This window comes from Rhizobium sp. SJZ105 (assembly GCF_007828365.1).
GTDB lineage: Bacteria > Pseudomonadota > Alphaproteobacteria > Rhizobiales > Rhizobiaceae > Agrobacterium > Agrobacterium tumefaciens.
Map to the genome: position 1 here is coordinate 1,318,991 of NZ_VIUP01000001.1, position 23,834 is coordinate 1,342,824.

The 23,834-nt window shown below is 57.9% G+C and carries 25 protein-coding genes; 2 read left to right on the plus strand and 23 right to left on the minus strand.

Annotated features, from left to right (window positions below):
* Positions 1-71: 71 nt before the first annotated feature.
* The 23 genes from FB593_RS06595 to motA all read right to left on the minus strand — a co-directional run bounded on the left by FB593_RS06595 (position 72) and on the right by motA (position 22,131).
* Positions 72-491: a hypothetical protein gene (locus FB593_RS06595; RefSeq protein WP_019564300.1), complete on the minus strand. Its 420-nt coding sequence runs from the start codon at positions 489-491 to the stop codon at positions 72-74.
* A 15-nt stretch (positions 492-506) separates the two neighbouring features.
* Positions 507-1,262, minus strand: coding sequence for a flagellar biosynthetic protein FliR (gene fliR / locus FB593_RS06600; protein ID WP_003515118.1), 756 nt, complete (start codon positions 1,260-1,262; stop codon positions 507-509).
* Positions 1,259-3,346 carry a flagellar biosynthesis protein FlhA gene (flhA, locus tag FB593_RS06605; protein ID WP_003515116.1) on the minus strand — a complete coding sequence of 696 codons (2,088 nt, stop codon included), beginning with the start codon at positions 3,344-3,346 and terminating at the stop codon, positions 1,259-1,261. The genes fliR and flhA overlap by 4 nt, the downstream gene beginning before the upstream one ends.
* Positions 3,347-3,505: 159 nt before the next feature.
* Positions 3,506-3,772 carry a flagellar biosynthetic protein FliQ gene (locus tag FB593_RS06610; RefSeq protein WP_003515115.1) on the minus strand — a complete coding sequence of 89 codons (267 nt, stop codon included), beginning with the start codon at positions 3,770-3,772 and terminating at the stop codon, positions 3,506-3,508.
* 49 nt (positions 3,773-3,821) lie between these two features.
* On the minus strand, positions 3,822-4,292 hold the full coding sequence (gene flgD, locus FB593_RS06615; RefSeq protein WP_003515114.1) for a flagellar hook assembly protein FlgD: 471 nt from the start codon (positions 4,290-4,292) through the stop codon (positions 3,822-3,824).
* The gene (flbT, locus tag FB593_RS06620; RefSeq protein WP_003515113.1) at positions 4,283-4,732 is read right to left on the minus strand and encodes a flagellar biosynthesis repressor FlbT; all 450 of its coding nucleotides are present in this window, start codon (positions 4,730-4,732) and stop codon (positions 4,283-4,285) included. Before flbT ends, flgD begins: the two co-directional genes overlap by 10 nt.
* The gene (gene flaF, locus FB593_RS06625) at positions 4,729-5,073 is read right to left on the minus strand and encodes a flagellar biosynthesis regulator FlaF (RefSeq protein ID WP_003515112.1); all 345 of its coding nucleotides are present in this window, start codon (positions 5,071-5,073) and stop codon (positions 4,729-4,731) included. The genes flbT and flaF overlap by 4 nt, the downstream gene beginning before the upstream one ends.
* Before the next feature lie 34 nt (positions 5,074-5,107).
* On the minus strand, positions 5,108-6,211 hold the full coding sequence (locus tag FB593_RS06630; RefSeq protein ID WP_003515111.1) for a flagellar hook-associated family protein: 1,104 nt from the start codon (positions 6,209-6,211) through the stop codon (positions 5,108-5,110).
* A gap of 3 nt (positions 6,212-6,214) precedes the next feature.
* The gene (flgK, locus tag FB593_RS06635; RefSeq protein ID WP_003515109.1) at positions 6,215-7,693 is read right to left on the minus strand and encodes a flagellar hook-associated protein FlgK; all 1,479 of its coding nucleotides are present in this window, start codon (positions 7,691-7,693) and stop codon (positions 6,215-6,217) included.
* A 22-nt stretch (positions 7,694-7,715) separates the two neighbouring features.
* The gene (locus FB593_RS06640; protein ID WP_003515108.1) at positions 7,716-8,996 is read right to left on the minus strand and encodes a flagellar hook protein FlgE; all 1,281 of its coding nucleotides are present in this window, start codon (positions 8,994-8,996) and stop codon (positions 7,716-7,718) included.
* A 104-nt stretch (positions 8,997-9,100) separates the two neighbouring features.
* On the minus strand, positions 9,101-9,772 hold the full coding sequence (rem, locus tag FB593_RS06645; RefSeq protein ID WP_003515107.1) for a transcriptional activator Rem: 672 nt from the start codon (positions 9,770-9,772) through the stop codon (positions 9,101-9,103).
* 282 nt (positions 9,773-10,054) lie between these two features.
* The gene (locus tag FB593_RS06650) at positions 10,055-10,621 is read right to left on the minus strand and encodes a lytic transglycosylase domain-containing protein (RefSeq protein ID WP_019564301.1); all 567 of its coding nucleotides are present in this window, start codon (positions 10,619-10,621) and stop codon (positions 10,055-10,057) included.
* Positions 10,569-11,924, minus strand: coding sequence for a flagellar hook-length control protein FliK (locus FB593_RS06655; RefSeq protein ID WP_145166402.1), 1,356 nt, complete (start codon positions 11,922-11,924; stop codon positions 10,569-10,571). Before FB593_RS06655 ends, FB593_RS06650 begins: the two co-directional genes overlap by 53 nt.
* Entirely contained in the window at positions 11,921-13,198 is a 1,278-nt protein-coding gene (motC, locus tag FB593_RS06660; protein ID WP_003515101.1) for a chemotaxis protein MotC, read from the minus strand. The genes FB593_RS06655 and motC overlap by 4 nt, the downstream gene beginning before the upstream one ends.
* Positions 13,195-14,478: a MotB family protein gene (locus FB593_RS06665; protein WP_019564303.1), complete on the minus strand. Its 1,284-nt coding sequence runs from the start codon at positions 14,476-14,478 to the stop codon at positions 13,195-13,197. Before FB593_RS06665 ends, motC begins: the two co-directional genes overlap by 4 nt.
* A complete protein-coding gene (locus tag FB593_RS06670; RefSeq protein WP_003515099.1) occupies positions 14,475-15,125 on the minus strand; it encodes a hypothetical protein in 651 nt (216 codons plus the stop codon). The genes FB593_RS06665 and FB593_RS06670 overlap by 4 nt, the downstream gene beginning before the upstream one ends.
* 251 nt (positions 15,126-15,376) lie before the next feature.
* On the minus strand, positions 15,377-16,669 hold the full coding sequence (locus tag FB593_RS06675; RefSeq protein ID WP_065703820.1) for a flagellin: 1,293 nt from the start codon (positions 16,667-16,669) through the stop codon (positions 15,377-15,379).
* A 306-nt stretch (positions 16,670-16,975) separates the two neighbouring features.
* Positions 16,976-17,413 (minus strand): hypothetical protein, encoded by a 438-nt coding sequence (locus FB593_RS06685; protein ID WP_003515097.1) that lies wholly within the window; start codon positions 17,411-17,413, stop codon positions 16,976-16,978.
* Positions 17,414-17,418: 5 nt separating this feature from the next.
* A complete protein-coding gene (gene flhB / locus FB593_RS06690; RefSeq protein ID WP_145166403.1) occupies positions 17,419-18,501 on the minus strand; it encodes a flagellar biosynthesis protein FlhB in 1,083 nt (360 codons plus the stop codon).
* A gap of 126 nt (positions 18,502-18,627) precedes the next feature.
* Positions 18,628-19,671, minus strand: a complete 1,044-nt coding sequence (gene fliG, locus FB593_RS06695; RefSeq protein WP_003515095.1) for a flagellar motor switch protein FliG — start codon at positions 19,669-19,671, stop codon at positions 18,628-18,630.
* 27 nt (positions 19,672-19,698) lie between these two features.
* The gene (gene fliN / locus FB593_RS06700) at positions 19,699-20,238 is read right to left on the minus strand and encodes a flagellar motor switch protein FliN (RefSeq protein WP_003515093.1); all 540 of its coding nucleotides are present in this window, start codon (positions 20,236-20,238) and stop codon (positions 19,699-19,701) included.
* Positions 20,239-20,302: 64 nt separating this feature from the next.
* Positions 20,303-21,262 (minus strand): FliM/FliN family flagellar motor switch protein, encoded by a 960-nt coding sequence (locus tag FB593_RS06705; RefSeq protein WP_003515092.1) that lies wholly within the window; start codon positions 21,260-21,262, stop codon positions 20,303-20,305.
* Positions 21,259-22,131 carry a flagellar motor stator protein MotA gene (gene motA / locus FB593_RS06710; RefSeq protein WP_019564306.1) on the minus strand — a complete coding sequence of 291 codons (873 nt, stop codon included), beginning with the start codon at positions 22,129-22,131 and terminating at the stop codon, positions 21,259-21,261. Before motA ends, FB593_RS06705 begins: the two co-directional genes overlap by 4 nt.
* 184 nt (positions 22,132-22,315) lie before the next feature.
* Between motA and FB593_RS06715 the strand changes: the two genes are divergently transcribed.
* A complete protein-coding gene (locus FB593_RS06715) occupies positions 22,316-23,095 on the plus strand; it encodes a DUF1217 domain-containing protein (RefSeq protein ID WP_003515087.1) in 780 nt (259 codons plus the stop codon).
* A 1-nt stretch (position 23,096) separates the two neighbouring features.
* Complete coding sequence (gene flgF / locus FB593_RS06720) at positions 23,097-23,831, plus strand: flagellar basal-body rod protein FlgF (protein ID WP_003515085.1); 735 nt, start codon at positions 23,097-23,099, stop codon at positions 23,829-23,831.
* The last annotated feature ends 3 nt before the right edge of the window (positions 23,832-23,834 follow it).

The window sequence follows — 23,834 nt, forward strand, 5'->3', positions numbered from 1 at the left end:
GCGTTCGCTCAATCAAGAAACACCGCTGAACACGTCTCTCTGGACGCCCAACGATGCAACAACGGGACAGACTATGGATCGCCAACCTTGCTGGAGGCTGGTGTCCGGGATGCGTTCGTGATTTCTAACAGATCATAGATTGCATTGTCGTCGGCCTCACGATCCTCGAGATCGCGGGCGAGATGCATCCTGTCCTCCAGCCGGTCGGCCTTGGTCTTTTCCTTAAGCACCTTGTTTTCCTGCAATTGCTGCACGCCGGAGAGCTGGCGATCTTTGACGACAAGGCGGCCGTAACGATCCGAATAGTGCCTGGAGAACGTCTGGTGGACCGGCTCCATGGAACTCATCGCGTCAAGCACGTTCTCCATGGATTGCGCCACTTCGGCACGCACGCGGGTGGTGTCGGCCAGTTCAACCTCGGCCATTTTCTCCATGTGGCGCTGGACCGTTACCAGGCGCTTGAGTTTGGCCGAACGCTTGTCCGAAGCCATGGCGTTTTCTCCAGATCAGAAGCCGATGAAGACCGGGCCGAAACCATCCACGAATTGCCGGATGAGGGCCGCGATCGACAGGTAAAGCATGAAAATACCGCCCGCGAGAACGAAAGGCGTCGATATGAAGTAGACTGGGATTTGCGGCGCCAGCTTGTTGATGAGGCCGACCGCAACGTTGAACATCAGACCGTAAATTACAAAGGGGCTGGCAAGCCGCAGCATGATGGAAAAGGAGGCGCGCAGCGTGTCTGTCAGGGTTATCAGCATCTTCTGGCCGCTGATGAGCGCGCCGACCGGTGTCGTGGCGTAGGAATCGACCAGCGCCCGCAGGACGATATGGTGGAAATCCAGGATGAACAGCACCATGAGCCCACCGAAGGTGATGAAGTTCGATATCTGGTTTTCCTGCACGTCTTCAACGGCATCCGCTCCGCCGGGAGCGCTAAGCCCGATGGATGCGCCGATGAGCGCGCCCGTGAACTGGAAGCCGAGCGTATAAAACCGCGCGATCAGCCCGTACATTGCGCCAATGACGATCTCGGTGAAGATGAGGCCGACAACGGCGCCCTGGCTTGCGCCGGAGACTTTCGGATAGATCGTATCCCACAGTACCGGCAGAAGCGCCATGGACACCGCAACGCACAGGAGAATGCGTATCTGCGGCGAGATGCGCGAACTGGAAAAGCCCGGCATGGTCATGAAGCAGGCGCCGATACGGCAAATTGCAAGGAACAATGCGATAATTGTCCCTTGCGGGTCGGTTATCATGAAATGGCGCCCAGAATCTTGATCTCCAGCCCCTTGGCCAGTTCCACATGCGAGAGAACCGGCAGGGTCGCAAAGAGTCGTTCGATGATCATGCGCACATAGGACCGTGTTTCCGGCGACGTGACAAGGACAAAGGGTAGTCCGCGATCCATGAATTCACGGATAACTTTCGATGCCTGCTCGGAAAATTCCTCGAGATGGCGGGGATCGATATCGAATTCGACGATTTCGCCCTTTTGATCGCGCTTGAGCGCCTGATGAAAGACCATGTCCCATTTGTTGCCGAGGCGAAGCACACGCAATACGCCATTGTCTGCAAGATCGCCGCAGAGCTGCTGCGACATGCGCACCCGTACATGTTCGACGATCTGCTCGGTCTTGCGCACATGCGGGGCAAGTTCGGCGACCGCTTCCAGAATGAGATGCAGGTTGCGGATCGACACACGTTCGGCGAGCAGCAGTTTCAGCACGGCCTGCAGGCCGGAATAGGACATGTGCGACGAGCAGATTTCGTCGGCAAGCTTCTTGTATTCCGGGTCCAGCCGGTCGATGAGGATCTTGACGTCCTTGTAGGACAGCAATTGCGGCAGATTGTTACGAATGACTTCGCTCAGATGCGTCAGCACCACAGAGACATTGTCGATCGGGTGGAAACCTTCGCGCTTCAAATCCTCGGTGAATGTCTCGAGAATGGAAACGGCCGGCATGCCGAAGGCGGGTTCGCGGATTTCGTCGCCCGGAATGCTCGGCTTGCGCCCTGCCCCCGTCACGACAAGAACATCGCCAACGCGCAGATTGCTCGACGCGATCGTCGTGCCATGGACACGGATCTGGTAGGCCTTTTCCGGGATCATGATGTCGTCGGAGACCTTGATCTCCGGCACGACGAAGCCGTATTGGGTCGCGAATTTCTTGCGCATCTTGCCGACACGGAAAGCCAGTTCCTGATGCGCGCCGAGGAGGCGGGTCGAAACCTGCTTGCCGAGGGCAAGTTCGATTTCGGACGTCTTGAGGACCTGCTTGACGGAGTCCTTTTCCGCTTCGTTGGTCTGGAGAACCTTGTCCTCCTCTTCCTGGCGGCGCTGCGCGCTTTCCGCTTCGACCTGGCGCGGAATATACCAGCTGCCGAAGGCCATGATGCCGCCCAAAAGCGTGAAGGGCAGGAAGGGTAATCCCGGCATGACGGCAAGAAGCCCCATCAGCATGGCTGCGACCATCAAGGCACGCGGATATCCGCTCAGCTGATTGATGACGGCCTGATCCGTCGATCCCGAGGTGCCGCCGCGCGACACCAGAAGGCCGGCCGCCAGCGACACGATAAGGGCCGGGATCTGCGAAACGATACCGTCGCCGACCGAAAGCTTCACGAAAACATCGGCAGCCTCGCCGATCGGCATGCCGTGGCGGAAGTAACCGATGATGATGCCGCCGAAAATATTGATCGCGGTGATGATCAGGCCGGCGATCGCATCGCCGCGTACGAACTTCGAGGCACCGTCCATCGAACCGAAGAACGAGCTTTCCTCTTCCAGCTCGCGGCGACGGCGTTGAGCTTCCTTTTCATCGATGATGCCAGCGGACAAATCCGCATCGATCGACATCTGCTTGCCGGGAATGGCATCCAGCGTGAAGCGCGCGCCGACTTCGGCGATACGGGTGGCACCCTTGGTGATAACGATGAAGTTGACGGTGATCAGGATCAGAAAGACGATCAGACCGATCACGAAGTCGCCGGACATGACGAGGCTGGAGAAGCCCGCAATCACGCCGCCCGCCGCCGTCGGCCCCTCGTTGCCGTGCGAAAGGATGACACGCGTCGTCGCAATGTTCAGCGACAGGCGAATCATGGTCGCGATCAGCAGCACGGTTGGAAAAGACGAGAAATCCAGCGGACGCTGTATCCAGAGCGCCACCATGAGGATGAGGACCGAAAGTGCTATGGAAAAGGCCAGACCGACATCCACCAGAACGACCGGAATGGGCAGGAACAGCACGCAGAGGATCGACACGATGCCCAATGCGAAACCGACATCCCGCATGCTCGGGCTTACCTTGGGCAAGGAAATGACTGGTGGTTGCGCCATAAAATCGTCCTGTCTCTTCATGAGAAGGGCGACGGAAAAGCCGCCGCACGGTTCCGCGGCACCGGTTTTCTAAAATCGCTGACGCAATTCAGCCCGATGCTTCAGCCTATCCCTAGTCGCTGAAGCTTGCGCGAGGATGGCATCCAGACGGTACGGGCGTCAGAAGCCCGACTGAACCCGCGAAAAGACGAGATTGGAAAAAAGGGCGATCTGCGCGCCCACAAACGGGGCGGCAACGCCGAGAACGATCATGATCGTTACGATTTTAGGGACAAAGGTCAGCGTCATTTCCTGAACCTGGGTCAGGGCCTGGATGAAGGCGATGGCGACACCAACGATCATGGCCGCGAGAACGGCGGGACCGGCCGCGACGAGAACCGTCCAGACTGCCGCCTGCATGATATCAAGCGCATCGGCCTCGTTCATCGTCGCATCCTTTATTCCGGAAAGGCGGCGTCATGCCGCCTCTTCAATGTCAGGAACCTGCAGGCACGTCCGAATCGGTGCCGCTATCAGGTGTAGTCGCGATCGGACCGTTCGAGAAGGTCACACCGGCCTGCAGCAGCACTTTGTCACCAGCTTCTGTGATGGCGACGACGCCGTCCGAATAGACTTCGACTTCCTTTACCACGCCGGTGACCTTGTCGTCGGCGCTCTTGACCGTTTTGCCAACCAGGTCGGAAGCGCGCGTCAGGGCTTCGGCCTGCAGCATGCTCTTCAGATGGGTGTTGGTCTTGATCGTCTGCTCAACCTGCGAGAAGCTCGCAAGCTGCGACATCTGCTGGCCGGCATCCATCGGGCTGGTCGGATCCTGGTTTTTCATCTGGGCGATGAGAAGCTTCAGGAAGCTGTCGTAGTTAAGCGAGGCCGCGCTTTTGTCGTTGCTGCTCGCCCCGGCATTTGCCCAGGGGTTAGAGGCTGCCGACGTGACTGCATCTACCGCCATGGTGCGATCTCCTTGCGAATCTGCTCGATCGTTGCGGGGGTCATTTCCTGATTGTTGAGGATCTTTTCCTCGGTCGGGTACAGGCCACGAATGGCCTTCAGCGCTTCGAAAGCCTTACCCGAGGCAACCAGACCGTCGATACGCTTGAGTTCGGCAAGAATCTCCTCATGCTGGAAGCAATTCAGCAGCATGCTCACGGATTTGCGGAACAGGTTCGTCGACTGTTCGCGTCCTTCCGGGTTGATGAGGATCATCTGGGCGATGAAATAAAGCTGTCTGAGCGGCGTCGTCGCCTGCTCCGGCTGCAGGACGTGGTTTTCAAGCAGGAACGTGACATCGTTCAGGAATTCGAGGGCCACCTTGCGATCCACCCGCAAAACCGCGCCGTTGATGAAAATCTTTTCGCCCGATTTCAGCGAGATTCGAAGTGTACTTTTCATTTCAGTCCATCCCTGATGATGGTTGTCACGTCAATTATACCCTGGAAATTCGTCGACTGACGTTTCCGGATCAGTTCGCACTCTTTCAAAATCCAGATCGCGATCGAAATCAGATTTGCCCTGAGTTCCATGGCCAGCTGGTTTTCGGGCTGCTTGAGGTCCTCAATGAAGCGGATCCAGACCCGTCGAGTGTAAAAAAGCGCTTCGATCGTGTGGCGCTGGGAAGAGGAATCCTTTGCCTCCACCAGTAGATCGATCGATTTTGTCAACGCCTGCCGCTCGCGATCCTTCGCGTCTGCGACACCATCCTCCATGATTTCGGCGTAGGAAAACTGGTACATTCATGTATCCTTTATCTGCCGCCACCCCTGTTCATCAGAGGTAGTTTACCAGACTCATTTTTTGCAGACGCGACGTAAGGCTGTAGGCAATTTCAATCTGCTGCTGGAGCAGATCCAGGCGTGTCTTCACCTCGTAGGTATCGATCCCCTCGATATCCAGCAGATGAGTCTCGATGATCTTTTTCTGGGCGGCGAGCGAGTCGTTCGCTTTCGAAACACGGCTTTCGGAAAGGCCGAGCTGGCTCTGCTGCTGGTTCAAACCACTAATGACCGTGCCTATATTGGTCACCGACCTGGTTGCCACCAATTCACGAACGTCGCTTGGGACCTTGTCATCAAGGAACGTCATCGCCGTCATTGCTGTCATCGCGAAATAACGCATGCCCTGCGAGTTGCTGTTGGTCGATGTCTCGACCACCTCGTTCTGGCTGATGCGGCTCGTCATGTTCGTGTCGCTCGCCTTCGACCCATAGGTCGTCCAGAAATCGTAATTCTGGCCGGCCGTCAGATCGCTGTGCGGTGGGTTCGTAACCGGCGTAGTACCGTTGAACACGCCTTCGATACGGGTCATGAACGCCGCGGCCTGATCCTTGGACAGGTCGGCAATGTTACCGACCGCAGGTGTCTGTGCCGCCATGAACGCGTTCAGCTCAACCTCATAGGCTGCTTTCAGCGTCGATCCTTCGGCAAAGTAGTCATCGATAGGCTTCACATCCGTATTGATGCCGGAAAACAGAAATTCGCCACTGACTGCCGTATTGGCAAAACCGGTGAAGGTGTTGAACGCATTCGAAATGGTTTTGGCGACCGTTGCCAGCGTTGGTGCTGCGCTGCTGGTATTCGGAACAAGAACCTTCTGAATTTCCTGGGCGGCCTTTGCCATGCCATCAAGTGCCGCCTGAGAGGACTTGAGGCGCTGCGTGGCGATGGAATTGACGCTGACGAGCGAAGAGAGACGATCGACATCGCGATTAAGGTCAAGACTGCGGGCCGTGTTGGCACCCAGCGTCACGCCCAGGTCCGCATGTTTGCCCGTGGTCAGCTCGGTATTGAGGTTCGTCATCTCAAGCTGGGCCTTGAGGATGGTGCTGCGCATGCTGTTCTGCATCGCCAGCGATGAAATGAAGGACGTTTTCATCTATTACCTCACCATATCCATCAGCGACTTGAGCATGTCGTCGATGGTGGTCACCAGCTTCGTGGCGGCCTTGTAGGATTGCTCGATATCCATGAGCAGCGAAAGCTCCTCATCCAGGCTGACGGCAGTATTGTTCGAATAGGAGGTGGCGGAGCGCTCATAGAGCGCGCTTTTCGCTTCGTTTGCCGAAGTTGCGCCGGATCGTTCCTGTTCGAGCCACCCCACCGAGTTGGTGCCGTATTTCAGGATGCTTGTATTCGTATCGATACGTGTCGACGCGGCAAAATTCATGGGCGCGTCAAAAGCAGTGACATAGCTGTCGATCAGTGCGGAAAACCCGGTTCCGCCTGAAGTTGTGCTGTTGATTACATAAGCGGTACCGTTGATACCGCCGTCGCGCAACAATTCCGGGTTTCCACCTTTGGAAATAATTAACGCAGGGTTGACGGTAATGCTCGCAGCGAGCCCGGGAGAGACAACACCGCTTGCCGGAATGGTTGTGGCCGCAGGCGAGCCGTAGGTGAAGAGGCCTGGCATCTTCGGCAGCGTGCTGGTCGGGCTGGCCGGCTTTTCCGCAAACATGGTGATGAGGCCGCGCGCAATTTCGTCGAGCTGGCTCTGCATGGTTGGCGCCAGGTCGTCACGAACCTGCATCAGACCCTGAAGCGAACCTTCCGCTGTCGTGTTGCTGCCGCTGCTCGCCTTGATCGCGACGCCATCAACGTAGATCGCGTTCCCCGTGACCGTCGCGTCGTAGCCCGGCTGCGCCTTGAAAGTAACCTTGCGCGGCACGACTTCGAACAGGGTCGCGCCATCCGCCGTGTAGAGCGCCACGTCGTTGTTTTCACGATTGACGACGTTGATCCCGATGATGGACGAAATGTCCTTCAGCAGCGTCTCGCGCTGGTCGAGAGCATCACTTGGATTGCCGCCGATCGCGGTCTGCGCCTTGACCTCGTTGTTGGCTTCCTCGAATTTCGCGAGCAGGCCGTTCAGCTTGTCGACCTGAAGGGACATTTCCTTGTCGGCACGCAGGCGCATCGCCTGCAGTTCGGACGAAGCCTTGTTCAGGGAATTGGCGACGTCCACGGCGGATGTCACCGCCGTCGCAGCAAGCGCGGAATCGCTCGGCTTTGAGGCGTAACCGTCAAGGCTCTTCAGCAGTTCCTTCATATAGGTGGCAGGCGAACTCTCGTAATCGTTGCCGCCGAAAAGGCTTTTCATCTCCTCGAGCCCGGTCAGAACGGTTTTCTGGCCGGAAGCGAGGGATGCACTGGAGATCGTCTGCCTCAGGAGGCTCTCATTCTGGGCACGGCCGTTGGCGACAATACTTGCACCTGACATGGTCGTGCCGAGAATGGCGGTTCGCTTGACGTAGTTCGCATTACCGACATTGGCAATGTTTTTCGAAGTAACGTCCGTCTGCTTACCTGTATTGTTGAAGATCGACTGCGCAGTATTCATTGCTGACGTGAGCGACATTCATTTGTCCTCGTGAGAATTACTATCTCTTCAGATTGATCAGGACATCCATCAAATCCGACCCGGTCTGGAAGACTTTCGAATTCGCTGTATAGATACGCTGGGATTCAATCATATCGGTGAGTTCGCTGGCGATATCGACGTTCGAGCCCTCAAGCGCACCCTTCTGGATGTAACCGAAGCTGCCCGTCTGCGGGAAACCGATGGTGACGACGCCCGACTCGTTGCTCGGCAGATAAACGTTGCCGTTCTGAGGGGAGAGGTTGTCGACGCTCGGCACCGTGGCAACCGCCAGCTGGTAGATGTTGCGGCGGCCACCATCCTGATAGACTGCAGTCACTACGCCGTCCTTGCCGATTTCCACGTCCTTGATCTGGCTCGGGCCGTTGCCGTTCAGGATCGCGGTGCCGGGCGTGAACTTCGTCGAGAACTGCGACATGTCGGACAGGTCGATACTTATTGCCTGCGGGACGCCGCTGACCGTGTCGTTGATGGTGATCGACTTTTGAGAGGTAGGTGTGAGCTTATTGGTCGCCGGGTCGAATGCCAGCGTGACTGATTCCTTGACAAGGTTCGCTGCTGGGGTCGCCGTGTAAGGGAAGCCGCCATTGGTCGACTGGTCCTGACGATAGACTGCCACTTCCCAGGTATTGGCGCCGGTCTTGGTGTAATAGAAATCGTAGAGAACCTTCGCGCCACCGCTGTCGTACGCCGTCAACGATGTCTTATTACCGATCGTCGATGTTGCAAGGTTGTCGCTCGGACGCGAGCCCGCCGCAACAGCGGCTTCATCGCGATTGAGGTTGGCCGGGAAGCTGCCCTGCGTGGAGGGCGATGCTGTCAGGCCGAAATTATTGACGTTGACGGCCTCAAGGCCGGTAAAGCCGTTGACGACGGCAGCTGGCGCATTTGCCCCGTAGGGGTAACCCATCAGCTGGAAGCCCGCTGCGTTTTCCAGGTAGCCTTCCGCATTCTTCACGAACGAGCCGGCACGTGTGAGATAAGGCGTGCCGCCACCATCCTGAACCACGAAGAAACCGTTGCCCTGAATGGCAAGATCGGTGCTCGACGTGGTGTAGGACAGGTTGCCCTGCTCTGAAATGCTGTAGCGAACGTTGGACTGCACGCCGCCGGAGGCATAGCTGCCCGACGAGGAGGGCAGAACGAGCGAGGAGAACGACGTCGATGCGCGCTTGTAGCCGGTGGTGCTTGCGTTAGCGATGTTGTCGCCAACGGTTCCCAGCTTGTTAGCCTGTGCATTCATGCCGGACACACCGGTTCGCATAGTGCCGAAAATACTCATTCAAAAACCCTCGTGGTCATCTTCAGGGAGAAGGTAAAGCGTTTGGCTTGCGTGAAGCTGTCTGAAATACCGCGTTTGAAAAAGACTACGCGGATGAATGAATATTATTGCCAATCAATGCTGTAACCGAGGAAACGCTTGGAATCGACCGGATCGTAGCCGAGCTTCTTGCGAAGCTTCTTGCGAAGCTTGCTGATGTGGCTTTCCACGACGTTCTCTTCGACGTCATCATCGAAGATGCCGTAGATGGCATTGAAAATCTGCGCCTTGGAAACGCGGCGTCCGCGATTGGCAATCAAATATTCGAGGATGCGGCGCTCGCGCCGCGGCAAGGCAAAGACCTCGCCACCGACTTCGGGATCACGACCGTCGGAGAAAACCCGGATCGGTCCCGCATCGGTGAAATTCGAGATAACCTGCAGGCGGCGACGGATCGCCGCCGCACGCGCAAGGATTTCACGGGGGTGAACCGGCTTGCGCACGACATCGTCGACGCCGCTGTCGAACAGCGCCAGCGTCGATTCCAGCGATGGCTGGTCGCTGACCGCGATCACCGGTGCCGTCGTGCGATCCCTGATCGCCTTCGGCAAGGAGAAGCTCCGGTCGCCCTGACCGATCAGGAATGCCTCTACGGCCGCCAGATCGCTGTCCGCTGCCGTCGAGACCCATTCCCCGAATTCGACCGGATCGAAACCGGTCGAGGGGATGCCCTCACGCCCAAATAGAGAAGTATAGCCGTCTTTAACGAGCTCGCGCTCATCAACCACTACGATCATTCGTCCGCCTCCGAATCAGTGTGGTGTTTTCCAATGCGGCATTGGTACGAATCGGGGGATTCAGCGACAACTGTAGGAAATCATCGATAGTTATTAATAATTGATTAACCATTTTGTGCCGATTTGATCTATATATAGTGGTTGTTAACCATATACGGTACAAAATTTTTGTGTAAAAATTTCAAAAATCCGAAAAAATCGCTTGCGACGCCTTTTTTAGGGCTTTCTCTCGCCACATTTCAAATTGCGAGTCCTTGACCGCACCAAAACAATCGATGGTTGTTATCCGTCGCAGAAATTTTTCGCGTTGGCGGTCCATTTTCCGTAGCCCGTCGCCACCAGATTGGCGATCACCCGGCAGACATATTTCTTTTGAGCCGGGTCGTTGTTGGGCCCGGCATGATAGCGGGCAACCGCCATGGTCCAGGTTTCGTGCCTGTTGTGGAGATTGCGCAGGAACATGGCGGCATATTCGACATTGCGGCGCGGATCGAACATTTCACGCGCGGATGTGAAGTTTTCGCCATGGAAATAGTGGTTTATCTGCATGCATCCGAGGTCGATCAGCTTGGCGCCGTTGCGCTTTGCCGTCTCGAAAGTGGTCAATGCCTCCTCGGTGGAGGAGGCAAATACCGGTTTTCCCTCAATATTCATGGCGTTGGGGTCAAGCCGACCCTTGCGACCGGTCTCGGTCAGGCCGACAGAATAGAGAATTCCCTCCGGCACGCCGTATTTGCGGGCGGCGGACTGAATTTCCCTTTCACAGACACCTGACGTTGCCGAAGCGGAGGCGTTTTCAGAGGTAAACGCCGTTGTCAGCAGAAGTGCGGGCAGAGCCAAGAGCGCCATCCATGCCTTCATTATGCACCCCCAAATTATCACCATTGCCCTGCCGTCCGCCGCGTGTGCCGGACTCGTCACGGTTGCGCCCTGCGGCGGCCTGTTGGCCCTGCTGCTGCGCCTGCTGATTTTGCTGATTGTTGGCTTGTGTGCCCGTTTGGTCACTCTTGTCAGAAGAAGCAATGCTGATGGTGATGTTATCGACCGTCAGACCCTGCGCCTTGAGGCCCTCGAGGATGCTCTTGCTGTCCTGCTGAAGCTTTTTGTAGGCGGCCACGTTCTCCACCGTCATGTGAACGGCAAGCTCATCGCCGGCAAGACGCAACGACATCGTCACCGATCCCAGCTCGATCGGCGTCATGTGCAGCTTCAGCGTATGGACGACTTTGCCGGTACTGCTCTGGGCCGCCTCATTGGACAGCGACGAGCCGGGCTGCATGGCGCTAACCCATTCAGAATCATTGGCGATGAGGCCAGTCAGAGCCGAGGCGTTGGATGAAGGTGCCAGACCAATGAACCGCCGCGAATCGAGAACCGTAATCGTCTCGGTCGCCTTGCCGCTGCTTTCCCGGGCATCGAACTCGACGCGGCCATCCCGCTGAACCGTACTCATATCGAGAGCGCGGGCCGTGCCGGAACGAGGAGATGCGAAGCGGAATGCCGAGGCGTCGCCTTCAGTGCCCGATCCGGATCCGGCTTCGTTTCCGGCAAGCTCGGTCCGTGCGTGCATGTCCTTCGCCAGAGGCTCAGCCTTACCCCTGACAGTTTCGACCTTTTCGGATTTGACATCGGCCTTGCCGGCAATCGCCTGCGCAATTTCCTCAAGGGGCGTCTTGGCTGTCACGATATCGCCGACATTGGCCGTGAGCGTCTGCAGCTCTGCCAGCTTCGGATCGATTGCATCCGCCGCCGTCTGGCTCTCCTTGTCGGCGTCCTTGACCTTCTTGCCAGGTTTGCCGTTTTCAGGCGATGTGTGCGCCGTCTTAATCGCATTCTGAAGCTCCGCCAGCGCCTCGTGACCATGGCCTTCTCCGGAATGGTCCTTGACGAGCACGTTCAGGAAGCTCGGGGGCCGCTTGACCGGCACATCAGTCTTTTCCGCATCGTCATCCGGTTGCGCATGCTGCTCCTCAGCCGATCCCGCTTCCTGCTGATGACGCGAATGCGGTGCCTGCGGCGGGCGCTCTTCCCTGACCGTCGCGAGGGTGTCGCCGAAACTTCCGCCTTTGGCGTCGTCCCTCACACTGGCGCTGCCAGCGCGCGGATCGTTATATGGCGCATTCACTATCGCGTTGATGGTTGCGTCGATCATGGTGCCCCCTCGCCTTTCTTCAAAAGGCTGTCGATTTCATCGAGCTTACTGCGGCCGCTCGTCACGAGTTGCCGGACGTTCTCGCCCTCATCCTCAGCCTTGTGGTTTTCAACTCTCCATATGCCCTTGGTCTCGGCACTGGCCGCCTCATTCGCGGGCGCGCCCGACCCGGCCCCCTGCCCTGCCGTGACACCGGGATCGGCGCCAGGCTGCGGGGAAGGCGGACGAACCACCTGGTCGGCGATTGCCCTTGCCGCGTCCCGCAGGGCCCTGTCGCGATCCGAAAGCTGGGCCTCGGGAATTTGCCCGATTGTTTCAATCGCGCTCACCACATCGGGCGTGCCGATATTGGAAAGGCTTTCATATAGATTTGCCTGAACTTGCGGCTGGTCCGGCATATCCGGCGACAGCGCTTTCGCCTTCAACGCCGCCATGCGCGCCAGCGAATCCTTGCCGCTGATCGCCGCGAGACGGGACAGGCGCAGATAAGCTTCCTTCTGCCTCTCCGCGTCCATCATGGCGAATGTTTCCTCTATCGTGTCGTGCCCGATGGAATCGACACGTTTGACCACCAGTGAGACCAGAAGGTCCGCGAACTGGCTGGCATAGGGCGAATGCAGGAACCGCCGCGCGTAACGCTGTGCATATTCGACGCCACGCCCGGCATCGCCGTCTTCAACGGCGATAGCAAGCGAGCGGCGGAGTGCAGCCTCCTCCACGATGGTACCGGGCGCTTCGAGCCGGGCTATGTCATAGAAACCGAGGGCAGCCACCGGATCGCGGGGGATCGTCACATTGCCGCCGATCAGTGCAAGATAGGCGCCAATTCTCGTGCCGCGATACTCGGGCACCATGGCCGCGATGCTCTGGGCGACCAGCGTTCCCTTGCCGGACAGATATTTGCGCAGAATATCGGCGACGCGGCTGTCGAAATTGCCGTCCACATCCCGCGCGACGAGCAATTCGAGCGTGGCCGGATTGCCGCCGCTCATCGCGTAGACAAGCGCCGCATCGACATTGCGCGGATCCTTGAAGATCGCCGAAGGTGCGCTCTTAAGCCGCTCGTCGATCGTCTGGAGCAGAAACCGCTGCATTTCGGTTGCCGAATGGTCTCCCATGGTGACGGAATCCTGCACGAACTGCAGGGAGCGCAACATGGCATAGGGCATGAGGTTGTCTTGCGATTGCGCAAAAACCTTCGCCGGTTCGGCACCGAGACCACACAGTGTCGCCGCAAGAAAAACCCAACGTTTCGAGGATTTCGTCACACTCACCCCCGATCGGCCTCAAGCAGGATTTCGATACGGCGGTTCGCATTCGCCAGCGGGTCTGCCGGCACCTGCAATCTGCGATCCGCAAAACCCGAAACCTGTTTCACCCGCTCTTCCGATAGGCCGCCGCGAACCAGCATGTAATAGGCGCTATGCGCGCGGTCCATGGAAAGCCGCCAATTGTCATTGGCCTCACCCTTGAACTGGCGTCCATCGGTATGGCCGCGGATCACCACGCTGCCGCCACGCTCCTGAAGCAACTTGCCGATCTTCTCCATGGCCAGGACCATTTCGCCGCGGGGCACAGCCGATCCGACATTGAACATCGGCGTTTCCGTCTGGTCGGAAATGGTCAACAGCAATCCGCCTTCGGCGGGCGTCACCACCAGACCTTCGGCGAGCTTGCCGCTAATGCCGGATATCTGCTTCTCGATCTCTTGGCGCAGCTCTTTGGCCTCTTCCTTCTGCGCAGCAGTACCTTGCTGCTGCTCCGGCTGAGGCTGCGTAAGTGCTGCCTGCTCTGCGGCACCCGGCCGCTGCTGCGGCACCACGGCGGCGACTTCCATGGCCTTGCCGTGATCTGCACCATCGGCTGGCTGCTGAGACGATTTAGCCGCAACCGCTTCATTATCCTTGGCAGCGTCCTGCTGCTTGTTCTCGGCAGATTGCTGCTGTTCGACCGGATTTTGCTGCTGGTCCGCACGTGTGATCTTCACCTGCTGGGTCCAGAAATCGGGATCGAAGGGATCGCGGTAAGCCTCACCGCCGCTCGCACCCGTCGCCGGGCCGGAATCGGCAGCACCACCTTCGCCCTTGGCGCTGACATTGGCCTGCTGCCCGACCTGCTGGGCAATTTCCGCCAGAACGGAATAGGGATTCTCGAAAAAGTCCGCTTCTGAGAAGTTCGACTGCTCCCCGGTCTGCGAGGTCAGGTCTTCACCTGTCGCGGCGGCTGAACCCTGGGTGACCTTTTCCGCCTTTATGTTGGACTGGTCTTTCTTCTCGACGCCCTCTTCCTTGTCCACGGGTTTTTCCAGCCCCTTGGACGAGGGTTTCTCATCGGACAGCTTTATCGGATTGAAATAGCTGGCGACCGAGGCCTTGGTTTCCTCGTTTGCGGCGTTGACCAGCCACATGACGAGGAAGAACGCCATCATGGCCGTCATGAAGTCGGCATAAGCGATCTTCCACGCGCCGCCATGGGCGCCATCATGCCCGCCCTTGTGGCGTTTGACGATGATGATCTCGTTCTTGCCGTGGTGGTGATTTTCGCCTTCACTCATTTCATCACCTTGCGAAGACTGGACGCCCAGGCGGACATGCGCGTGACGAACACGCTTTCACCCAACTCAACGGAGAGGTCGATATCTGCCGTCTCGATAAATTTCATCGTCTCTTCTTCAAAGCCCGGCTGCGTCTTCAGCTGCTCAAACAAATCTTTCGGGCCTTTCACGACAAGGGTCACGGCCTCGCCATCCGGCATGGAAGCGCGAACGACATCCGCAAGCGCCGAAACCGCCTTCAGCGACAGCTCTTCGGTCAGAACCGGGGCAAGGATATTGGCGGTCTGTTCGCTGAGATTGGTGGCGATCGCATCGATGCCTTCACGCAGTCTTAGCGACAGGAAAACGGCAATTTCTTCCAGATAGACGGAACGTAAGCCTTCGAGTTCTGCGGCATGAGCAGCAAGAAGCTCCTCGCGCTCGGCCTGCATTTTCTCCGTGATCTCGCGGGTCGCATCCTCGTGACCACGGGCATAGGCGGCCTGTTTTTCGCTTTCGACGTCGAGCGGCTCGAATTCATCGAAACCGGACGCAATATCGCCAAAACCGGAAATGCCGTCGACATCCGCCAACGGTTCGCCGAACGTCAGTCCCGCGGGCTGCACGTCACCGAAATCCTTGAGATATCTTGCAATGGACGCGCTCATGCCCGCCCCCGGCAAAACAGGCCAAAGGGGCGAGACATGTTTCGTTGCCTGCGATCAAAGCCGTTTGGCGGCACCACCGTCATCCTTGCTACCCTGCCCGTCTCTTCAATTGTTTCCGGCCGGATCACGCCATGCGATCCACCCGATATTGCCCCGACGTTAGGTGTTCAAACTTGTGCGAGGATGAAGGCGGGCCCCGTTTTCAGAAACCTTGCAACCAACTCCCCCGAACCCGCCGGACCGACGCCGGTTTACTTGAAGAGCTGAAGGATGTTTTGCGCGTTGGCATTGGCGATCGAGAGCGCCTGGATGCCGAGCTGCTGCTGTGTCTGCAGAGCCTTCAGCCTGGTCGATTCCTCGTTCATATCCGCATCCACGAGACGGCCGATACCCTTGTCGATCACGTCCATCAGGCTCGAGACGAAGTTTTCCTGCATGTTGATGCGGCTCTGCAAGGAGCCGAGGCTGGAGGCCGTACTGGTCATGGCTTCGAGCTGCTTGTCGACAAAACTCATCATCACATCGATGGCGTCGGAAGCGGTGTAGTTCGTGGTGCCACCGGAAAAACCGCTCATGGCTGCCGCCACGACATCGAGATTGTCGAGATCGAGCGTGGAGACGGAAAGACCGAGGGATCTGGCAACGGAGGTCGGCGCACCGGTCGTGTCATAAAACCAATCGTTGCTGCCTGTGTCCCGATAGGCCGCCGCGACGGTGGTGGTGCCGCTCGAAGGGTTGGTCGCCGTCACCTTGACCCAGGTATTCTCGGACAAACGAAGATAATTCACCGTTCCGTTGCTGTAGACGCTCGGGTCGGTATTCGTATCCGGCGTCGCCGCATTCAGCGTGCCGATTTCCGCGTCCGTCAATTTCTTGACGACGTAACCCGCATTGGTGGTCACGCCGGCTGTCGTCGATGTTTGGGTGATCTGTTGTTCCGTCTTCGCGACAAAAACGGCGCTCTTGTCGAGAATACCGAGTTTTCCGCCGCTGAGGTCGAAAAGCACGGCACTGCCGTCCAGCACATAGTCAACCGTGGTGACGCCGACATTGCCCGAACCGGTGCGTGTGAAGGACGCGACGACCTTTTTGGTGATGGGTTCTACAACCGGCGGCGTGCCACCATTGCTGATGCTGGCCTGCAGCCAGTTCTCGCCGGAGAAGGAGGCAGATTCCGACGTGCTCTTCAGCTGTTCCTGAAGCTGCTTGATTTCGTCCTGGATCTTGCCGCGGTCAGCCCCGACGCCATAGGCGGCGACAAGCTTTTCCTTGATTTTCTTGACGACCTCGATCGAGTTCGCAAGGGCGTCATAGGCCGTATCGACCTTGGCGGCGCCCAGTCCCAATGCATCCTGCACGGCCGAGAGCGCTGCATTGTCGGAGCGCATGGTTGTGGAGATAGACCAGTAGGCGGCATTGTCCGCCGCCGTTTCGACACGGTAGCCGGACGACACACGCGCCTGCGTCGTCTCGAGATTCTTGTCGATCATGCGCAAGGTTTGCAGCGCGGCCATCGCCGCCGCATTGGTCAAAATGCTGGTCATTGGGTCCACCCAATTGGTACTGTCAGGAAAAATCCGGCGCTGCGCCGAAAACGAGCAGAGGCATCATGCGCATCAGCGATGGTAAAAAGAGCCACCGCGACCTGCCGTTCGTTAACAAATCGTTAATTCGATAGGTACCAAACAACAACGCTGATTTGCAAGGCGTTCCTTGCCTTCACAGGCCGGTTTTGCATAAACCGACACGCTTCAGGCAAGGTCGGGTGAAAAAGTGCCCGAATGAAGCCATCGCGCCCGCGAATTCGGAAGGCGCAATGGATAATATATGAAAATGTCCGCTGGACTGGTTCAGGCAGCTTCGCCCTGGCGGGCCGACACGAATCGGGCAGCCGTCAGGCTCTGACGGAGAAATTCGGTGTTCTCGTCCGGATTTTCCGAAGGGTTCTGAAACGAAACATGATTGATCTCGACCGCAGCATGCTCGTTGGCCAGAATCAATTGCGCATAAACCGTCGCGCCGTGCGGTTTCAGTTCGAGATCGAGGACGATCTCCGGCGCCCCTTCCCATTCGAGCCTGTATTCGCCACCGGCACCGAAATTGATCGTGCCCGGATGATAATAAAGCTCCGCGGCCGACGAGACGAGGTCGGCAATGCTGCCGTAGCACTCGAATCTGAGCAATGAAATCAGGTCGGCCGGATCGAGCAGGCGCAGTTCGGTGGCGATCGGGTTGATCGCCTCTGCGACGATCATTTCCCGCTTTTCAGAATAGGCGGATTTTTTCATTGGTTTTATTGAACCCGTATTTTCGATGACTTCATGGCGTAAACCCGATGAACGAGCTCAGCTACAGCCTTGTAAAAAGCTGGTGGAATCACACTATCGATCGAGACTTGCGCAAACATGGAGCGTGCGAGCGGCGGATCTTCAAAAACGGGGATATTATTTTTTTCCGCAATCTCGCGGATTTTCAATGCGATAAGGTCCTGACCCTTGGCAACGACGACAGGCGCGTCGCCTTCTTCGCGAACGTAACGCAACGCCACTGCAAAGTGTGTCGGGTTGGCAATCACCAGTGTCGCGCGCGGCACATTGTCGATCATGCGGCGGCGGGCGCGGTCACGGGCGACCGAACGCTGACGGGCTTTGACCACCGGGTCGCCCTGCGATTGCTTGTATTCTTCCTTCACCTCATGCTTCGTCATTTTCAGCTGGCTGAACCAGTGGTGGCGCGTCCACAAAAGGTCTACGGCGGCAAGCAGCGCGGTCGAAAAGAGAATCACGACCATCATCTTTTTGGTGAGCTCGACAACCCTGACGAAAATGACCTGCGGCTCGGAGAACATCAGGTCGATGAGACTGTAGAAATCGCCGCGCAGAGACAGGAACATGATGATCGAAACGATCAAGATCTTGAACAGCGATTTGCCGAATTCCACAAATCCCTGCTTGCTGTAGATGCGGCCGAACCCCTTTGCGGGCGAGATGCGCGACCATTGCGGACGCACCCTCTCAAGCACGGGCGACGGCAGGTTCTGGAAAAACGAGGAGGCAAGGCCGAAGACGATGAACATGATCATGGCCGGCATGAGCAGATAGGCCATGGACGTGCCGAGGAAATAAAGCAGCGACAGGGCATCCGGCCTGGTGCTGAGGTTCCATTGTTCGGGCTGGCCGAACAGGTCCTTCAGCGTTACGCCGAGGCGACCGGCGCCGTCGGGCAAAAAGAAAACCAGATAGCAGTAAAAGGCGAGTGACGAAGCAAAGATCGGCACCTCGCGGGAAAAGGGAAGATTGCCCTTTTCCGCCGCATCACGGAGTTTTTTCTCCGTTGGGTCTTCTGTTTTACTGTCCTTGTCCTGATCGTCTGCCAAGGCACGTTCCCGGGATAAAAAAAGGCCCGCCGATCGCGGCAGGCCGTCATTCCGAAACTAGCGCCCGAGACCGGCCATCGCAATGGCCGGCATTGCCTGTAAGGCGGGTTATCAACCGGCTTCCGCTCAGGCTGCTGCGGATTGTTCCTCTGTGGAGGCTTCCTTCAGCTGAATCTGACCGGAATTGGCCAGCCGAATCGCTTCCTGCGCCACGGCGCGGCGTGCAATCGCCACTTCGCGGGTGTTGATGGAAGCCTGCGGCACGGCGAGGTCCGATTCGATCATGCGGCGCTGGCGCGGGCTGATGCTGGACAGCACACATTCCTTGATTTCCATGGTTGCGCCACGCAGCGCCATGGTGAGAACGTCCGCCGAGACATCGTTGAGCAGCAGGACGCGGCTGCGCTGCGGCATGAACATGAGATCGTCGAAGAGGAAGATCTTCGGCTTGACCTTGTTGGCAGCTTCCTTGCTGAGCGTTTCGAGCGAGCTGAGCAGCGTATCGACCTGCGGCTTTTCCATTTCGTTCATCAGGTCGGCAACCTTCGTGGAGCCGCCCGCATTGCGCTCTGCTTCGATCTCGTTGATGAGGTTGACCACACGCTTCTCGATGATCTGGGCAGCCGTGGGGCTGACTTCCTTCATGTTCACCGTGCGGTTCATGATATCGGCGCGCTGCTCTTCGGGAATGGTCAGAAGGACCTTGGCACCGAAGGACGAGGGCAGCATGGAGAGGATATAGGCGATGGTCTGGGGATGCTCGCGCAGCAGGAACTTGCCGACGAATTCCGGCTCTGCTTCCTGCAGGCGATCCCAGATCGACGCTTCATAGGCCTGGAAGGCTGCACGACGGCCGAGAAGGCTGTCCACCTCCTCCGGTGTCAGGCCCTCTTCGAGAATGCTTTCGATCGCCTTGGCATTGTCCATCAGACCCGTTCCTTCCGTGAACAGGTCTTCGAACTCCGCCACGATCTGGGCGAGTTCGTCAGGGGGAATGACACGCAGCGTCTGGGCCGAGGAAATGATCATCTGCAATTCGTGCTGCGTGAAAAATTTCAGCAGCTTGCCGGCGACGCCCTTGCCCATGGCAAGAAGCACCGCGGCCGCCTTGTCGGCCTGAGACAACGGCTTCCCTGCCAGCGGGTTACCGAAATCCTCGAAGTCCATCATGGTCTTTCCTCTCCGTCCCCACAGGGATCAGGCTTTTCTCGTACTCATTACTTCAATCAATTTTACGCCGAAGCGCGTATCGTCGTCTTCAAGTACCGTTATTTCACCGCGCGCAATACGGCGGCCATTCACCATGATCTCGACCGGTTCACCGATCTTGCGGTCAAGCGCGATCGTTGCACCCTCTTCAAGGCTCATCAGACCCGAGACGAGCATGCGGCTGGTGCCGAGAACGATCTGGACATCGATCGGGATATCCATGATCAGGTCCATATTGTCGGACAGGCCACTGCCGAGCGGCGCCTTGATGCCCGCGACCTGTGGGGTGGCCGCGAAATCGTTCATAGCAAAATCGCCCGCTCCGCCACCGAAGGCGGAAAGGTCGCTGTCGGCGGAAGCGTCGTCAACGCTCCCGAAATCCCCGAAGTCGCCAAAGTCGGACAGCGAACCTTCCGCATCCGTCTTGAGGACGCCACGCAGATCGCCGATAGCCTGGTCGAGCTCACCGCCATCTTCAAGCGACGGCAGCGCCATATCATCGGTCACAGGTGTTTTCTTCGTAGCCATGCGCTGATTATTCCCTTTGAAACTTGCGTCAGCCTGCCCAGAACCCAAAAAAGGTGGACAGGTTTTAACCCATCAGATGTCGCAAGATCTCGTCGTCCGTGCTGACATTGTTCTTTACCCGAACCATGTAGCGGTCGCCGGACTTGCCGAATTCACAATTATAGAGCTTGGAGCCGTTGGCGCTGACCTCGACGCCGATGTCGTCCTGCTTCAGATCCTGAAACGGAATGACGTCGCCGGCCACCAGCCTGGAGATCGTCCGCAGGGTCAAGGTTTCGAGCTTGATGCGCGCCTCAAGCGTTACCTGCGATCTCTTCACCTGCTCAGAGATCAAATCCACCCATTCCGCCTGCTTCTTCAGCGCCTGGGCTGAAGCCTTGGGAGCGGCGATGGAGGTCTTGAGCAGGGGCCGCTGCGGCACGATCAGCGCGAATTCCGAAGAAACCTTGCCGATGGCGATCTTCATGCGGACTGTCACGCCGTAGAGGCCGGCGATCATCTCCTCGAAGGCGCTTTTTCCATTGGCCGTAAAGGGCGGGTCGATCGTCGCCTCGAAACCGCCCGGCGCGTTGACGCCCGACCGCAGGACACCCCCGATGCGCCCGAGAACCATGGCCGCCAGGTCGAGTTCGATGTGGGACAGGCTGCGCTCGTCCGGCTCGCCGATGGTGTCGGCGGCGGCGCCCAGCATGCGCTCCATGAGCGCGATGACGAAGCCGTTGCCGACCGCCATCATGAAATTGGGGCACCAGTTGCGCAGAGAACAATCCGCAACCGAGAAATTGCCGCCGATATTGGCGATGAGATCGGTCATCAGCCCCGATTCGGAGCCGATATATTCGACGTCTATCGCAATGCCGGTCTCGCTGTGAAAGATATCAGGCAGGAATTCGCTGTAGAGATGGCCGATATCGGAGCCGACCTTCGCGATTGTCTTGCGGTCGGAAAGCCCGCCGGTGAGTTTCGCGAGCAGCGACGTGTCGATGACGGGTGCTCTTTGCTGTGCAGCTTTAGCCATGGTCATGCCGCCTTGTTTTCGCCGCCGGGGTTCATCATCTCCTGTTCGACGGCGTCGATGGACGGACGCTCGTAGTTGGAGATGGTCTTGCGCCCGTATTCAAGCGCGACCTGCGGCACCGAGCCGTTCATGTAGGCGATCAGCGTCTGCTTGACGATGATGTAGAGGCGGTGCTGCTTGGTGCGGACGATCTTGACCTGCGAAGCGAGTGGGTTGCAGATCGAATAGGACAGGATGATGCCGAGCATGGTGCCCACCAGTGCGGCGCCGATGAGGCCACCCAGCACTTCGGGTGATTCGTTGATCTTGCCCATGGCCTTGATGACGCCGAGAACCGCCGCGACGATACCGATGGCGGGGAAGGAATCGCCCATGGTGGTGATCGCGTGGTAAGGTTTCAGCTTGTCGTGCAGGATGGTCTCGATTTCCTCGTCCATCAGCGCTTCGATTTCGTGGCTGCGCGCGTTGCCGATGATGATGAGGCGGACGTAGTCACAGATGAACGACGTCAGCTCCTTGTTTTTCAGCACCGAGGGTGCGCTCTGGAAGATCGAGGATTCTTCCGGATTGTCGATATGCGCCTCGATCTCGTTGCGCGATTTCGTGCGCAGGTCGCGCATCAGCGAATAAAGTACGCCGAGTACGTCGAGATAGTTGCGCTCCTTCGGGACCGAGTGCTTGAAGGCCTCGCCGAGCGCCTTGCCCGAATCCTTCACGACCTTCATCGGGTTCGCCATGATGAAGCCGCCTAGGCCGGCACCGCCGATAATCAACAATTCGAACGGCTGAACCAGCACGTTCAGATGGCCGCCCATCGCCATGTAGCCGCCGATGATGCAGCCGAAGGTGATTATAAGTCCAATTACAATATTCATTGATCGACCACGCCCGAACAGTGTTCCATGCCGCCATCTCTAGAAAATGTGGCTTGCGTGAACCTGTCCGCGGAGCCTCTGTCCCTCGTCGCCGCAGCCAGTTTCGCACAAGCAACATCCGGCATTATCCCGACAAAGGCGGACGTGCGCCTTGGTATCGGGATCAAACGAGAGCGGCGGTTCAGTGACTTCCACCTACACCAGCTACAGACTGATCAGTCAGGACATCGGCAAATCGCTTGAGCGTGTGTCGAAGCAACCCGACGTGGCGCGCGAAACCGAATATTACCGGTCGAAGATCGGCAGCGTGAAATCCGTCGACGACTTCATGGCCGATACCCGTCTTTACAATTATGCGCTGAAAGCCAACGGCCTCGAGGACATGGCCTATGCGAAAGCCTTCATCCGCAAGGTGCTGACCGAAGGCACGGCCGACAAGAACGCCTTCGCCAACAAGCTTTCCGACAGCCGCTATTCGGACCTTGCGAAATCGCTCGACTTTGCAAGTCTCGGTGCAGCTGCAACTGCGACCGAAGCGGCCCAGTCCGGCATCATCAGCAAATACACCCGCCAGACGCTGGAGCAGGAGGCGGGCGGCGACAATAACGGTGTCCGGCTTGCTCTTTACTTCGAGCGCAAGGCACCAACGATCAAATCGGGTCTCGATTTTCTAGCCGACGACGCGCTCGCGCAGGTGTTCCGCACCGCCTACAACCTGCCTGACGAAATTGCGGCAGGAAGCGTCGAAAAACAGGCCGCGCTTATCGAAAAATCCATCAATATCAAGGATCTGCAAAATCCAGAAAAGGTCGGCAAGCTGCTCGAGCGTTTCACCATCATGTGGGAAATGCAAAATCCCTCCACGACCTATGATCCTCTGGCCGTTTTCGGCTCCTCCAGCGGCTACGGCATTTCCCCGGACCTGCTGATCTCCATCAACTCCCTGAAACTCGGAGGCAAATGATATGCAATCCGGACTATACGTCGCCCTTTCCTCGCAGATTGCGCTGGAGCGTCGTCTCACCACCATTTCCGACAATATGGCGAATGCGAACACGGTGGGTTTCCGCGGTTCCGAAGTGAAATTCGACGAAATGGTCGCCAAGAACCACAATGACATGAATGCCAAGGTGGCGTTCGTATCGCAGGGTAACGACTATCTCTCCACCCGTCAGGGTGCCTTCGAACAGACTGGCAATAGTTTCGATTTCGCCATCAAGGGCGATGCCTGGTTCGCGATGGACACACCCGACGGCCAGATCCTGAGCCGCGACGGGCGTTTCACCATGCGTCCGGACGGCGCACTCATCTCCTCAAGCGGTTATCCGGTTCTCGACGCCGGCGGCGGTCCGATCCAGCTCAATGCGAATGGTGGCCCGATCACCGTCAGTCTCGATGGTGCGATCAGGCAGAACGACAACATCGTTGCCACGCTCGGTATCTTCCAGGCGGATTTCTCGAAAGGCTTCCTGCGCCATCCCAATAGCGGCGTGAAGCCCGTGGCCCCGCCGACGCCGGTCGTCAACAATCACGAGGTCGGCGTCGTTCAGGGTTATCTCGAGCAGTCGAACGTCAACGGCATTTCCCAGATGACGCAGCTCATCCAGGTCAACCGGGCCTTCGAGAGCATTTCGTCGCTGATGCGCGATACCGAATCCACTTTCGGCGATGCCATCAAGACGCTTGGCGGCGCACGTTAAGGA